The following is a 14,544-nucleotide window of genomic DNA, read 5'->3' as shown; positions in this document are numbered from 1 at the left end:
CAGCCACCCCAGCCCCTCCGGCGATTGAGGAGCGGGGTCCGGGGCGGAGCCCCGGCGGGGGCGGGGGCGGAGCCCTCGTTTCGGGGAGGGGCGGGGTGGGGGCTGATCAGCCGCCCAGACAACCCCGCAGGGCCGCGACCAGGCGGGAGGCTCGGGCGTCACCGTGGCCGACCATGCGGTTGGCCACATACGCGAAGCCCACGCCGAACTCGTCGTCGCCGAAGGCGAACTGTCCGCCCGCCCCGTCATTGCCGAAGCTCCGCTCCCCCAGCATCGGCCGGAACGACGGCGAGTCGAGCAGGAAGCCCGAGCCCCAGCGCGCTCCCATGTCGAAGCCCAGCCAGCCCTTGCCGGACGAGAGCTCGCGCACCGCGTCGGTCACGGTCTCGGGGGCCAGCAGTCGGCGCCCGCCCTCGATGCCGGTGACGGCCGCCGCGTAAAGACCGGCGAGCCCGCTCGCGGACGCGGTGGCGCCCGCGCCGGGCAGCTCCATGCCGAGCAGCGCAGGGTCGTTCCAGCCGTGCGGCCCGTCGAGGCCGGGGAAGACCAGCGCGCCGTTCATGGTCACGATCCGGGTCAGCAGGTGCTCGGGCCCCGGCATCCCGGGCCGCCCCTCCGCCTCGGCCAGCCGGGCCCGCCCGGCCATCTCCGCCCCGGGCAGCCCGATCCAGGCCCGCAGCCCCAGCGGGTCCCCCACGGTCCGGCGGAAGTACGCGCCCGGAGTGTCCCCGGTGATCCGCCGGATGACCTCACCGATCAGGAAGCCGAAGACATGGCCGTGGTACTCGTACGACGTGTCCGGCTCCCACAGCGGCGTCTGCCCCTCGATGGCGCGGATCACCGGCTCCCATGCGGCGATCTCCTCGAACGTCAGCACCCCGTCGAGCACGGGGACCCCCGCCCGGTGCCCGAGCACCATGCGGCAGGTGATGGCCTCCTTGCCGTACCGGCCGAACTCCGGCCAGTACCGGCTCACCGGGGCGTCGAGGTCCAGTCGCCCCTCCTGCGCGAGGAGGTGGGCGCAGACGCTCACCAGGGCCTTGGCGCAGGAGAACACCGGGACCACGGTGTCCCGCTCCCATGCCCGCCCACTCCCCCCATCCGCGACCCCGCCCCACAGCTCCACGACCTTGCGCCCGCCGACGAAGACGGTGGTGGCCGCGCCGAGTTCGGGAAACTCCTCGAAGTTCCGCGCGAACACATCCGCGACGCCACCGAATCCCTCGTCGGCCCACCCGCTGTACGGCCCCATGACCCTCGGCCCTCCGTGCACCTCGTCCGATCACAACCGCGCCACGGTAGGCCGTGCCGCGCCCGCACCACGAACGATTTACGAGGGCCCCGGCCGATACGCCCCTGGCCGCCGCCCGGAGCAGTCCGGGCGGCGGCCAACCGTGGGGTCCGGGGCGGTCAGATTCAGATGCTGATCAGGCGCTCCAGGACATTGCGGTAGCCCCGCATCGCCAGACGCAGCTCCTCCGTCTCCGAGGTGGCCGTGTCGTCCTCGTGCCAGGCGGCACGGAGGGTGGCGCGGCGTTCGGCGAGGAGGTCGGTGAGGCGGGCGGCCACCTCCACGAGCAGGGCGTCGGCCTCCTCCACGGCGCCGTGGGGGGAGTCCACGAAGCCGCTGACCGCGTACCGCAGTCGCTGGGTCAGCTTGTCGTGCTCGCTCGTGGGCAGCACGGGGAAGCTGGGGCCGTTCGGGGTGTGCGACGGCTCGCCGCCCGACGGGGGGTGGTCGAAGGATCCGTGCGTCGGCGTGGGTCGGCTTCCGTTCGTCGGCTCGTGCCCCGGCCTCGTCGCGTGCCAGGACGTCATCGGCTCCGCCGCGTCCGCCTTACCCGGCGTCTTGCCCGGCGGGTAGTCCGGCCGCTTGGGCAGCGGGGCCACTTCGTGCTTCTCCAGCCCGTGGCGCCGCTGCCCGTCGTTCTCCGCCGGGTCGGTCGGGTCGGTCGGGTCCGTCACCACGCGCCGCCCTTCCTGGTGTGGCCGAACCGCGTACGGCCCGTTCCCGTCCCCGTTCCCGTCCCCGTTCCCGTCCCCGTTCGCGTCCCGGACCCCGGCAGCCACTTCCGGAGGCCGCTCTCGTCCCGCCGCTCGCCGTAGTGCTGCTGCCGCGCGGTCTCGGGGCCGGTGCCGGTCGGGGAGCCGTGGTGCGGCGGCCTGACCAGATCCTCGAAGAACGGCCGGGCGTGCACCACGGCCTCGCGCAGCTCCTCGGTGTCCGCGCGCCCCTCGCGGGCGCGGGCGGCCGTGTCGTGGATCTGCCGGTAGCCCTGGATGTGCTCGGCGTGGTGCACGGACAGCGCCGCCACCTGCTCCTCGTAACGGCCCGACGGGTAGCCACGGTCGTGGGCGAGCCGGGCCAGGAGCTGATCGGCGCCGGTCACCGAGTGTTCCGGGGACTCGATGAACATCTCCTGAATACCGGCCCACTCGGCCACGTACCGCTCGCGCAGCTCACCGGGCAGGGGCTCGGTCCTCAGATCGCCGTACAGCCGCACCCGTTCCTCGAGTTCCCGCTCCGCCGCCTTGGTGTCGCCCGCGTGCTGGGCGACGTTCAGTTCGTACTCGGGTCCGAAGCGGCGGCGCAGGGCGCGTTCCCTGCGGCCCGCGCCCGCGCGGATGACGCGGATGATGAGCGCGGCCGCGAGGACGACCGCGACGACGACCACGATGCTGATCGCACCAGTTGACATGGTCTCTGCCTTCCCGCTGGCTTCCCCCTCCGCGTTCGGGGGGCTCCTCTCTTCGGGTAGCCCGGTCTCCGGGCCTCAAACTGCGGTGCGGGGGAGGTGTGGTGGGTGCCAGGATGCGGAGCATGACGAGTACGCCGGATACGCCGAGTACGCCACGCGTCCGCGCCGGTTCGGCCACCCCCGTGCGCCCCGTGCGCCCCCTGGCGTCCGCGCCCTCCGGGTGGACCGTCGCCGCCCGCCCCGTCGGCGGCCCCGCCCCGGCCATGCTGCTGCGCGAGTACCTCGTCGATGTCGCCGACCGCTACTACCGGCTCCACGAGGGGCGGGACTCGACCCCGGAGGAGATCGAGCAGGCGCTCGCCGAGATGCCGAGCGACGATCTGGCCCCGCCGCACGGCGTGTTCCTGCTGGCGCACCACGACGGCGAACCCGCCGGATGCGCGGGGCTGCGGCTGCTGGACGACGCGCGTACGGCGGAGCTGAAGCGGGTGTACGTACGGCCCGCCAAGCGGGGCCTGGGCGGGGGCGCCGCGCTGCTCGCGGCCGTCGAGGCGGCGGCGAGCGGACTGGGCGCCGCCCGGATCGTGCTCGACACCCGCCTCGATCTGGTCGAGGCCCGTGGGCTCTACGCGCGCCACGGCTACCGGGAGGTTCCGGCCTTCACGGACGGGCCGTACGCCGAGGTCTGGATGGCCAAGGAGCTGGGCTGAGCCGAGCACCAGGCCGGTCCGAGCGCCGGGCCCGCATGGGGCCGCGTTCACCGCTCCCGTCAGGGGCCGTGGGACGGCGGCGTCGGCGGCGGTCTGCGGTGGTCCGGACGCGGCGTACCCTCCCTCGGCTGTTCCCCGTCCGAGCCGCACAGCTCGCCCGTCAACTCGTCCACCAGCTTCGTCAGATCGGTCGGGCGGTCCGGAGACCACCAGTCGCCCAGGAGTTCCGCGAGGGACGCCTCCCGGGCCCGGTAGAGCCTGGTCGCGACCTCACGGCCGTGGTCCGTGAGGATCAGCTCCAGCCCGTAGCGGCGGCCGAGGCCCCGCTCCTCGATCTGCCGGGCCGCATCGGTGACGGCCCGCAGCGGTACGGGCGTGCGCTCGGCGAGCAGGGCGGGTTCGACCGAGCCGTAGTGCTGGATCCGCAGCAGCATCCAGCTCGCGGCGGGTCTGAGGTCGAGACCGGCGCGGTGGGTGATGTCCGCGTAGATCTGATGGCGGCCCTCCCGGCTGCCGAGCAGGGACAGCGCGCGGGCGCATTCGTCGCGCGAGGTGCGTTCCACGGGGTTGCTGGCGAGTATTTCGCTGCCGTCGGGCGCGGTGACGCTGGCGCGCAGCGGCTCCTCGCGGAGGTACCAGGCGAGGAGGAACGCGAGCAGCACGACGGGCACCGCGTAGAGGAAGACATCGGTGATGGAGACGGAGAACGCGTGCCGGACGGCGGCCTGGTCCACGGGCGGCAGCCGGCCGAGGGTGCGGGGGTCGGAGGTGAGGGCGCCGGGGGTGACGCCGGGGGGCAGCCGCCGTCCGGCGAGGGCGTCGGCGATATGGGGGCCGAGGTTGTTGGCGAAGATCGTGCCGAAGACGGAGACGCCGAACGAGGCGCCGATCGAGCGGAAGAAGGTGGCGCCGGAGGTGGCGACGCCCAGGTCCTGATAGCGGACGGAGTTCTGCACGATCAGCACCAGCACCTGGATGACCAGGCCGAGGCCGCAGCCGAAGACGAAGAAGTACGCGCTCATCTCGGCCACCCCGCTGGACTCCCGCAGCTGGTGCATCAGCAGCAGCCCGATCGCGGTGACCGCGGTGCCAAGGACCGGGAAGACCTTGTAGCGGCCGGTGCGGCTGACCAGGTGGCCGGAGACGGTGGAGGAGAGCAGCGTGCCGAGGACCAGCGGCAGCAGATGGAGGCCGGACGTGGTCGGCGAGACGCCCTGCACGATCTGGAGGAAGGTCGGCAGATAGGTCATGCTGCCGAACATCGCGAAGCCGACGACGAAGCCGATGACCGCGCAGAGGGTGAAGGTGCGGCTGCGGAAGAGGGCGAGCGGCAGCACCGGTTCGGCCGCGTGGGCCTCCACCCGTACGAAGGCCGCGAGCAGCACCATGCCGACCACCGCGAGCCCGACGATCTGCCAGGAGCCCCAGCCGTAGCTGACCCCGCCGAGGGAGGTCATCAGCACCAGGGCGGCGGCCACCGCGGCGATCAGGAAGGTGCCGAGGTAGTCGATGGTGTGCGAGGTGCGGCGCACCGGGATGTGCAGCACGGAGGCGACGACGAGGAGGGCGACGATGCCGAGGGGCAGATTGACGTAGAACACCCAGCGCCAGCTGAGCCGGTCCACGAACACCCCGCCCAGCAGCGGCCCCAGCACGCTGGCCGCGCTGAAGACGGCGCCGAAGAGACCCTGGTAGCGGCCGCGTTCGCGGGGCGGGACGATATCGCCGACGATGGCCATCGACAGCACCATGAGCCCGCCGCCGCCCAGGCCCTGCAGCGCGCGGAAGGCGATGAGTTCCGCCATGTTCCCGGCGAGGCCGCAGAGCGCGGAGCCGGTCAGGAAGATGACGATCGCGGTCTGGAAGAGCCTCTTACGGCCGTACTGGTCGCCGAGTTTGCCCCAGAGTGGGGTGGCCGCGGTCGAGGCGAGGAGATACGCGGTGACGACCCAGGACAGATGCTCCAGGCCGCCGAGGTCGCTGACGATGGTGGGCAGCGCGGTGGAGACGATGGTCTGGTCGAGCGCGGCGAGCAGCATGCCGAGCAGCAGGGCGCCGATGGCCACGAGGACCGTGCGCCGCGGCAAACCCTCTCTGGGGCCGGGGGCTACGGCGCCGGGCGTGCCGGGGCCTTGTGGGGCTCCTGGGCCTTGAGGGGCCTGGGGACCCTGAGGGGCCTGGGGACCCTGAGGGGCTTGCGGGCCCTGGGGGCCTTGGGGGCCCTGCGGGTCTTGGGGGCCCCGCGGGTCTCCTGAACCTCGCGGGCCTCGCGGTCCCTCTGAACCGTGCGGGCCTTCTGGGGCCGGAGCCGGGCTACCGGCGTCCCGCGGCATGGTGACTCCTCCTCGCTCCCCTCCGTCCCCTCCCCATCCTCATCCTCATCCTCGTCCCATCCTCACCTTTATGCCCCGTTACGGCCCGCCGGACCGGTCCGCACGGCGGGCGAACACCTGCGCGGAGGGCGATCGGATGCGCATAATCGCTGCGAGCTCCAGGGAGGGAAAGTTCCGTGACGGCAGAGTCCTGCCCGCACTGCTTCGCACCGGCGCGCGCCAACGGCCGCCCGGGCTGTACGTGTGCCGAACGCGCAGCCGCGTCCACCGCGACGGCAGGTGCTGCGACCGATGACCAGACCACCCGGCCGAACCCCGAGGTGACGCTCCCGGAGGAGCGCCCGGGCGGCCCCGATCCACGTGATCTCCGCCTCTTCGAGAAGGCGGAGAGCGCGGCGGAGGGGAAGAACGCCGGGAAGGGGGACGGCGAGGAGACACGGGTGATCGACCGCGTCGAGGAGAGACCCGGCGGGTACGAGGGTGCCAAGGCCGACGGAATCACCGACGCCGGCACCGACGCCGAGGGGGACACCGAGACCGACGAAGACACCTCCGAGCCGGGCGCCGGCCGCCACCGTAAGAGCAAGCGCAAGGTCGTGGCGGCCGTGCTCGCGGGCGCGGCGGCCGTGGCGGTGGCCGGTTCGCTGGCGATCGGCACCGGCCTGGTGGGCGGTGACCACAAGGAGGGCGGCAGCGGCGGCGGGGCGAGCGACCACACGCTCGCAGACAGCACGGCCAGCCCCTCCTCGGTGGGCGAGGAAGAGGAGTTTCCGGCCGAAGGGCCCGGCGCGTCATCCGGCTCCCCTTCGTCGAGCGCGACGCCCCACCCGTCCGCGTCCGGCCCGGCGAAGGCGAGCGCGCCCCTGGCCGGAGGCGCCCCCTCGGGCTCGGCCCACCCCTCGGCGTCCGCGTCCGCGACCGGCTCGGTGAAGAAGCCCGGGCCGAGCGCGTCCGGCGGCCCGACCTCCGCCCCGTCCGACGACACCCCCGAGCCGCCCGGCCCGCCGGTGCTGCGCGAGGGCGACAGCGGGCCCGAGGTGGTCGAACTCCAGAAGCGGCTGATCCAGCTGTTGCAGTACATCGGTGTGGCGGACGGGAAGTACGACGCGGGGCTGCGGCGGATCGTCTCCAGCTACCAGGACCAGCACGACATCACGGGCGATCCGGACGGCGTCTACGGCGAGAACACCCGCCGCGACCTCGAATCGAGAACCGACGAGCCGTAAGGGGACGAACCGTGCGGCGGCCCGACGGCTCTTCCCCCTCCCCGCCCCTTCCCAAATCCGGGACTCCGCCCCGGCCCCCACCACCCGGCTGCGCCCCGGACCCCGCCGGGGCTTCGCCCCCAGTCCCCGCGGTTAGAGGGCGAAAGCCCAACGGGGTGCGGGACGAAGCCCAAGCGGGGGCGCAGCCACAACGGAGGCGAGAGGCGCAGCCCCGGCGGGGGCGGGGCCCAGTGGGGTCCGGGGCGGAGCCCCGGTTGCGGGGAGGGGCGGGGAGGGGCACAGCCCGCCGCGGGCGTAACGATCCGCCCACCCCCTGGCGCGGAGCGACCCGGCTTTGTATCGTGAAGGAACAAAGTGGTTCCGCCCGTTTTCCCTGACCGGCGGGCGGAGCCGCTTGTTTCCACGACCAGGAGTCCCGATGTCCCTCACCGCCCGCGCACTCCTCCTCGACATGGACGGCACCCTGGTGAACTCGGACGCCGTGGTCGAGCGCTACTGGCGGATCTGGGCCGCCGAGCAGGGGCTCGACCCCGAGCAGGTCCTCAAGGTCGTCCACGGTCGGCAGGGGCACGCCACGATGGCCGCGCTGCTCCCGGACCGCCCGGCGGAGCGGAACCTGGCGGACAACCGCTGGATGCTGGAGCGCGAGACCACCGATCTCGACGGCGTCGTGCCGGTGCCCGGCGCGCCCGCCTTCATGGCCGCGCTGGCCGAACTCCCGCACGCCCTGGTGACCTCCGCAGACGAGGCCCTTGCCCGCGCCCGCATGGGCGCCGCCGGACTGCCGATGCCGGAAGTACGGGTCACGGCGGAACGCGTGGGCGCGAGCAAGCCCGACCCGGAGGGCTTCCTGAAGGGCGCGGCCGAGCTGGGCTTCGCCCCCGCCGACTGCGTCGTCTTCGAGGACTCGGAGGCCGGGATCACGGCGGGCCGGGCGGCCGGAATGCGCATCGTCGGGATCGGCCCGCGCGCCGGGGCCCACGCCCCGGACGCGCAGGTGCGGGACCTGGAGCAGGTGCGCGTCGAGGGCCTGCCGGACGGCACGGTGCGGCTGCACTTCTCGGACTGAGCGCCGGGCCCCACGCTGCGCCCGTCCGCACGCCCGCACCTGCGCACGCCCGCACTGCGCCCGTCCGCACGGGCGCCCGTCACGCCGCGATGGCCTCGTACAGGCTGAAGCCCGCCAGCGCCAGCATCACCAGGGCCGCGACTTTGGTGATCAGCCGCAGCGGTACGTATCGCATCAGGGTGCGGCCGCCCACGATGCCCAGGCCCGCGACGGCCCACAGCGCCAGCAGCGCGCCGACGCCCACCGAGAGCGGGTCGTCGTAGCGGGCGGCGAGGTTCGCGGTCATGATCTGGGTCAGATCGCCGAACTCGGCGATCAGGATCAGCATGAAGCCCGCCCCGGAGACCTTCCAGAAGCTCTGGTCGGCGGGCTTGCGGACCTCCTCCTCGCCGTCGTCCTTCTTGAAGAGCAGCATCGCCGCTCCGCCGAGGAAGAGCACCCCCACGATCGCCTGGAGCAGGCGGTGCGGCAGCAGCGTGAGCACACTGCCCGCCGCGATCGCGAGCCCGACGTGGAGGGCGAAGGCGGCGGCCACGCCGACGAAGACGTATGACGCGCGGTAGCGGGTGCCGAGCATCAGCCCGGCCAGGGCGGTCTTGTCGGGCAGCTCGGCGAGGAAGACGACGCCGAAGACGACGGCGGCGACGGTGATGCTGAACACGGAATGGATACCTCGAAGATCGGGCCGCGCCAAGGGCCCCGGGGAGGGATCGCTTCGGCACGGCAGCGTCGGACACTGCGGCCGAAGGTCTCGCTGGCGCACGGTTCCGCGCCGCGTCAGGCTCACGCGGCGATCCGTACGCTCCGGGCGCCGGCCCGCACCGTGAGGGGGCGGGCAGTATGTCGACGGTCCGGCGAGGAGCTACTCCCCTTCTGCTCCCGCCGAGAATACGCGACCCCGCGCCGCGACCGGCCCCCCGGGCCCGGCTTTCCCCTCCCCGCCCCTTCCCGAACCCGGGGCTCCGCCCCAGCCCCCACCAGGGCTCCGCCCCGAACCCCGCTAGGGCTCCGCCCCCGGCCCCCGGGGTATGGGGCGCACCTCTAGTGGGTGCGAGGCAGCCCCGGCGGGGGCGGGGCGCAGGCCCTGCGGAGGTCTGGGGCGCGGACCCGGGGGAGGTCCGGGGCAAGGCCCCAACGGGGGTGGGCACAACCCCGGCAGGGGCCCGGGGCCCAGCTCCAACGAGGGTCCGGGGCGCAGCCACGGCGAAGGTCCGGGGCACGGCCCCAACGGGGGTTGGGGCACAACCCCGGCAGGGGCCCGGGGCGCAGCCCCAGCGGGGGTCTGGGGCGGAGGGTGAGGGCGAAGGCCCAGCGGAGGCGGAGCCCAGATGGGGCCCGGGGCGCAGCCCCAGCGGGCGTCTGGGGCGAAGGCACAGCGGAGGTCCTGGGCGCCAATCCAGCGGGGCCTAGGAGCGGAGCCCCAGCGGGGGCCCCGGGCGCAGCCCCGGCGGAGGGCCTGGAGTGCAGCCCTGACGGGGCATGGGGACGTAGCCCTGGCGGGAGGGCGGAGCCCAGCGGGGGCCTGGACGCTGCCCCAGCGGAGGCCTGGGAGCGAAGGCACAGCGGAGGTCCGGGGCGGAGCCCCGGCGGGGTCCGGGGCGGAGCCCCGGGTTCGGGGAGGGGCGGGTGGGGGAACAGCCCGCCGCAGGCGGCAACGCCCCGTGCCGGGGCGCAGGCGTACGCGGCACACAGCCGCATCGCTAAACGCGCAGCGACCCGCGCCGGATCGAGTCGTGGCATCAACTGCCTCCTGGAACCCCTTGCGTTGACATGACCGCGTCGTCACCCTGTTACCTAGCGCCCACCCCACAGCAACCCGGCGCCACAACCATGGCCGGGCACCAGCGGCCAACGACCCCCCACCCTCAAGGGAGTTCGCATGTCGGACATGTCTACTCGCCGTCGCGTCTACGCGCGTCGCGCCTCCGTCTTCGGCGGGTTCGTCGCCCTGCTGGGCACGCTCGCGCTGAGCGGGCCCGCCGCACAGGCCTCCCCGCCCGCCCCGCCGAGCGCCGCCACCGCCCGCACCCAGCTGGCCTCGCTGACCGTCAAGACCGAGGGCTCCATGGACGGTTACAGCCGGGACAAGTTCCCGCACTGGATCACCCAGAGCGGCGCCTGCAACACCCGCGAGGAAGTCCTCAAGCGCGACGGCGAGAACGTCCAGACCGACTCCAGCTGCGCGGCCACCAGCGGCACCTGGTACTCCGAGTACGACGGCGAGACCTGGTCCGCCTCCGGCGACGTGGACATCGACCACGTCGTTCCGCTCGCCGAGGCGTGGACGTCAGGCGCCAGCGGCTGGACCAACGCCCAGCGCCAGGACTTCGCCAACGACCTGACCCACTCCCAGCTGATAGCCGTGACCGACAACGTCAACCAGTCCAAGAGCGACAGGGACCCGGCCGAGTGGCTGCCGCCCCGGTCCGCCTACCACTGCATGTACGCCCGGATGTGGGTCTCGGTGAAGTACACCTACAAGCTCAGCCTCGACTCGGCCGAGAAGTCCGCGCTCAGCGACATCCTCAACGGCTGCTGAGACTCCGCACCACCCGGAGGAACCGCCACGCCTCCTCCGTCGTTCCGTACCGTACGCATGACGAGCACATCGGAGAACGACGGAGGAGGTCCGGATGGCCGGGCTGCGCCTGGGACCACTGCTTCGCCATGTCGACTGGGAGACCGGCACCGGCGCGACCGTCTGGGTCGAGGCCGACCGGCCCTGTGAGGCCGAGGTGCGGTGCGCCGACGGCGCGGGCGGCACCGCCCGCACCTGGCGGATCGCGGGGCACCACTACGCCCTGATCCCGGTCACCGGGCTGCGCCCGGGCGGCGAGACCGCCTACCGGGTGCTGCTGGACGGTGAGCAGGTCTGGCCGCCGCCGGACTCCCCCTTCCCCGACAGCACCATCCGGACCCCGGCCCCGGCGGCCGACTCCACGAACGCCGCCCCCGTGCGCGTCGCCTTCGGCTCCTGCCGGTGGGCCGCGCCGCCCTCCGACGCCTCGCACGACCCCGTGGGGCCCGACGCGCTGGACACCCTCGCACAGGCACTGGCCCGCGCCCCGGAGGCCCCGCGCCCCGATGTGCTGGTGCTGCTGGGCGACCAGGTGTACGCGGACGAGACCTCCACCGAGATCCGCCACTGGCTGGCCGAGCGCCGCGATCTGAGCGAGCCGCCTGGCGAGCAGGTGGCGGACTACGAGGAGTACACCCGGCTCTACTACGAGTCCTGGCTGGACCCCGAGGTGCGCTGGCTGCTCTCCACCGTCCCCAGCTGCATGATCTTCGACGACCACGATGTGATCGACGACTGGAACACCAGCGAGGCCTGGCAGCGCCGGATGCGCGCCACCCCGTGGTGGCGGGAGCGGATACTGAGCGGGCTGATGTCGTACTGGGTCCATCAGCACCTGGGCAACCTCTCCCCCGCCGAACTGGCCGCCGACCCGCTCTACGCGGAGGTGCGCGCGGCGGAGGACGGCACCGAGGCGCTGCGGGAGTTCGCCGCCCGCGCCGACGCCGATCCGGGGTACACCCGCTGGAGCTACCGCCGCGACTTCGGCCGCACCCGGCTGCTGATGATCGACACCCGCGCGGCGCGGGTGCTCGAGGAGGGCCGCCGGGCGATGCTGACCGACAAGGAGCTCGCCTGGGTGCGGGAGCAGGCCATGGACGGGGCGGACGGCTTCCCCGGCGGGGAGCCCGGCGACGAGCCCGGCGAGGGGCCCGGTCGGGAGGGACCCACGACCTCCGGCGGCGGCTACGACCATCTGCTGCTCGGCACCTCGCTGCCCTGGCTGCTGCCGCACTTCGTGCATGACGTGGAGGCGTGGAACGCCTCGGTGTGCGGCGGCCGACGCGGCGGGCGCTGGGCACGGATCGGCGAGGACCTGCGGCAGCGCGGCGACTTGGAGCACTGGGCCGCGTTCCCCGAGTCCTTCGACGCGCTCACCGACACCATCGCCGCGGTGGGCGGCGCACCGGGGGCGCCCGCCACGATCAGCGTGCTCTCCGGCGATGTGCACCACGCGTATGTGGCCACCCCGGACTGGTCCTGGTGGCCGTCCGGACCGCCCCGCAGCCAGGTGCGCCAGTTGACCTGCTCCCCGGTCCACAACAGCATCTACGCCTCGATACGGCTCGGCTTCCGCTTCGGCTGGAGCGCGGCGGGCCGCGCGCTGGGCCGGGCGTTCCGGCGCCACGGGCGGGTGCCACACCCCCGTCTGAGCTGGCACAAGACGGGTGGGCCCTGGTTCGGCAACCAGCTGATGACGCTGACCCTCCGGGGCCGTACCGCCCATCTGCGGCTGGACCAGGCGCAGTCGGACCCCTCGGGCGGGGACGCCCGGCTGGTGGCGGCGCTGGAGACGGACTGGGCGGACCGGTCGAGCCGTTGAGTTCCGTTCCGCCGCCCGCCCCCTTGAGTTCCGTTCCGCGGCATATGCCACGTGATACAGACCACAACGGAGCGGTACGTTCCGGAGACCGGGCCGATTCGCGGGGAGCGGGCGGCATGATGGGCGCGCATCCTGCGTCACATCTGCCCCGGGAGACACAGCCTTGGCCGGAGACCCCCACGCGATAGCCGTCGTCGGCGCCGGGCCGCGCGGCACCAGCGTGCTGGAGCGCCTGTGCGCCTCGACCCCGGAGCTGGCGGCGGACACCCCGCTGACCGTGCACCTGGTGGACCCCTCGCCGCCGGGTGCGGGACGGGTCTGGCGGACCGCCCAGCCCGATGAGTTGCTGATGAACACCGTGGCCTCACAGGTGACCCTGTTCACCGACGCGAGCGTCGAATGCGGCGGACCGGTGCGGACCGGGCCGAGCCTGTACGAATGGGTCACCGCGCGGGGTCTGGCCCCCGGCCTCGGCCCGGATGACTACCCCAGCCGCGCGCTCTACGGGCGCTATCTGGAGTGGGTCTTCGGCGAGGTGGTGCGGGGCGCCCCGGACACCGTGACGGTCCGCACCCACCGGGCCCGCGCCGTACGGCTGGAGGAACGGGCCGACGGCGAGCAGGTGCTGACGCTGGATGACGGGAGCCGTCTGGACGGGCTGCGCGCGGTGGTCCTGGCGCAGGGCCATCTGCCCGCGGCCACCGATGCCACCGAGCGGCGGTACGCGGCCCACGCGGAGCGGCACGGGCTCCGCTACTACCCGCCCGCCAACCCCGCCGATGTCGACCTGTCGCTCATCGCGCCGGGCGAACCGGTGCTGCTGCGCGGCCTCGGCCTCAACTTCTTCGACCACATGGCGCTGCTGACGGCGGGCCGGGGCGGCAGGTTCGTCCCCAACGACCGCGGCGGTCTGGTCTACCGGCCCTCGGGGCTCGAGCCACGGCTGTACGCGGGATCGCGGCGCGGCATCCCGTACCACGCGCGGGGCGACAACGCGAAGGGGCCGTGCGGCCGGCACACCCCACTGCTGCTGACGCCCGATGTGCTCGGCCACTTCCGCAAGCGCGCGGACGCCGGGGACCCGCCGGACTTCCTCGCCGAGATATGGCCGCTCGTGGCCAAGGAGGCCGAAACGGTCTACTACGAGGCGCTGCTGGCCCTCCGCGCCCCCGGCGCCCCCGGAACCCCCGCCCCGTCCACCCCAGCACACTTCAGGCGTCACTTTTTGGCCACCGAGCACGGCAGCCCCGAAGAGGCCGCCGTACTCGCGGAGTACGACATTCCGGAGGCGGAGCGCTGGTCCTGGGACGCGGCGGCCCAGCCGCACCGGGGACGTCGGTTCACGGGGCGTGACGACTTCCGGCGGTGGCTGCTGGCCTACGCCCGCCAGGACGCGGCGCACGCGCGGCAGGGCAATGTCGAGGGCCCGGTCAAGGCCGCCCTCGACGTACTGCGCGACCTCCGCAACGAGGTGCGCCTGATCGTCGACCACGGCGGGCTGACGGGAGCGTCCCGCCGCGCCCATCTGGACCGCTGGTACACCCCGCTGAACGCCTTCCTCTCCATCGGCCCGCCGCGCCGCCGGATCGAGGAGATGGCGGCGCTGATCGAGGCGGGCGTCCTGGACGTCCTCGGCCCCCGGCTTGAAGTAACCCTCAAAAGTCCAGACCAAGGGGGTGGCGCGGCCGGTTTCGCCGCCCGGTCGGCCGAGGTGCCGGGTCCACCGGTGACGGCCACGACCCTGATCGAGGCCCGGCTCCCGGAGCCCGATGTGCGCCGGACCGCCGATGAGTTGCTGATCCGGCTGCTGGAGACCGGGCAGTGCCGACCGCACCGGGTGGAGGGCTATGAGACCGGCGGCCTCGATGTCACCACCGCCCCCTACCGGGTGGTGGACGCCCAGGGCCGCCCGCACCCACGGCGGTTCGCCCTCGGAGTGCCCACCGAGGGGGTCCACTGGGTGACGGCCGCGGGGGCGCGGCCGGGCGTGAATTCCGTCACCCTCTGTGACACGGACGCGGTGGCACGGGCGGTGCTGCGCGTGACGACCGCGCGGGAGCCCTGGCAGGAAGGTGCCCCGATGTGCACCGCGGGGCTCTGAGGAGCG

11 protein-coding genes are annotated in these 14,544 nt (G+C 73.7%); 6 read left to right on the top strand and 5 right to left on the bottom strand.

Features of this window, described 5'->3' with window-relative positions; translation table 11 throughout:
- Positions 1–106: 106 nt before the first annotated feature.
- The 3 genes from VT50_RS26770 to VT50_RS26760 all read right to left on the bottom strand — a co-directional run bounded on the left by VT50_RS26770 (position 107) and on the right by VT50_RS26760 (position 2,699).
- Positions 107–1,252: a serine hydrolase domain-containing protein gene (locus tag VT50_RS26770; RefSeq protein WP_046085969.1), complete on the bottom strand. Its 1,146-nt coding sequence runs from the start codon at positions 1,250–1,252 to the stop codon at positions 107–109.
- A gap of 164 nt (positions 1,253–1,416) precedes the next feature.
- Complete coding sequence (locus VT50_RS26765) at positions 1,417–1,965, bottom strand: hypothetical protein (RefSeq protein WP_240529324.1); 549 nt, start codon at positions 1,963–1,965, stop codon at positions 1,417–1,419.
- A complete protein-coding gene (locus VT50_RS26760) occupies positions 1,962–2,699 on the bottom strand; it encodes a hypothetical protein (RefSeq protein WP_046085970.1) in 738 nt (245 codons plus the stop codon). Before VT50_RS26760 ends, VT50_RS26765 begins: the two co-directional genes overlap by 4 nt.
- Before the next feature lie 122 nt (positions 2,700–2,821).
- Here VT50_RS26760 and VT50_RS26755 point away from each other — a divergent pair, with 122 nt between their 5' ends.
- Positions 2,822–3,409, top strand: coding sequence for a GNAT family N-acetyltransferase (locus VT50_RS26755; RefSeq protein ID WP_078840693.1), 588 nt, complete (start codon positions 2,822–2,824; stop codon positions 3,407–3,409).
- 59 nt (positions 3,410–3,468) lie between these two features.
- On the opposite strand, the gene VT50_RS26750 is transcribed toward VT50_RS26755, so the two are convergent.
- The gene (locus VT50_RS26750; RefSeq protein ID WP_420822228.1) at positions 3,469–5,742 is read right to left on the bottom strand and encodes an MDR family MFS transporter; all 2,274 of its coding nucleotides are present in this window, start codon (positions 5,740–5,742) and stop codon (positions 3,469–3,471) included.
- Between the two features lie 176 nt (positions 5,743–5,918).
- Here VT50_RS26750 and VT50_RS26740 point away from each other — a divergent pair, with 176 nt between their 5' ends.
- Together VT50_RS26740 and VT50_RS26735 are read left to right on the top strand one after the other, a co-directional pair.
- Entirely contained in the window at positions 5,919–6,968 is a 1,050-nt protein-coding gene (locus tag VT50_RS26740; RefSeq protein WP_143645275.1) for a peptidoglycan-binding domain-containing protein, read from the top strand.
- Between the two features lie 418 nt (positions 6,969–7,386).
- Positions 7,387–8,037 carry an HAD-IA family hydrolase gene (locus VT50_RS26735; protein WP_046085972.1) on the top strand — a complete coding sequence of 217 codons (651 nt, stop codon included), beginning with the start codon at positions 7,387–7,389 and terminating at the stop codon, positions 8,035–8,037.
- 79 nt (positions 8,038–8,116) lie between these two features.
- Here the strand turns inward: VT50_RS26735 and VT50_RS26730 are convergent, their stop codons facing one another.
- Positions 8,117–8,698, bottom strand: a complete 582-nt coding sequence (locus VT50_RS26730) for a TMEM165/GDT1 family protein (RefSeq protein WP_046085973.1) — start codon at positions 8,696–8,698, stop codon at positions 8,117–8,119.
- Between the two features lie 1,227 nt (positions 8,699–9,925).
- On the opposite strand from VT50_RS26730, the gene VT50_RS26725 reads away from it, so the two are divergent.
- The 3 genes from VT50_RS26725 (at position 9,926) to VT50_RS26715 (ending at position 14,538) form a co-directional block, all read left to right on the top strand.
- The gene (locus VT50_RS26725; RefSeq protein WP_420822227.1) at positions 9,926–10,576 is read left to right on the top strand and encodes an HNH endonuclease family protein; all 651 of its coding nucleotides are present in this window, start codon (positions 9,926–9,928) and stop codon (positions 10,574–10,576) included.
- A gap of 94 nt (positions 10,577–10,670) precedes the next feature.
- Positions 10,671–12,437, top strand: a complete 1,767-nt coding sequence (locus tag VT50_RS26720; protein WP_046086737.1) for an alkaline phosphatase D family protein — start codon at positions 10,671–10,673, stop codon at positions 12,435–12,437.
- Between the two features lie 163 nt (positions 12,438–12,600).
- On the top strand, positions 12,601–14,538 hold the full coding sequence (locus VT50_RS26715; protein WP_046086736.1) for an FAD/NAD(P)-binding protein: 1,938 nt from the start codon (positions 12,601–12,603) through the stop codon (positions 14,536–14,538).
- Positions 14,539–14,544 lie beyond the last annotated feature (6 nt).

The sequence above is a fragment of the Streptomyces antioxidans genome, assembly GCF_000968685.2.
Lineage (GTDB): Bacteria > Actinomycetota > Actinomycetes > Streptomycetales > Streptomycetaceae > Streptomyces > Streptomyces antioxidans.
This window is presented reverse-complemented; position numbering and strand designations above follow the sequence as displayed.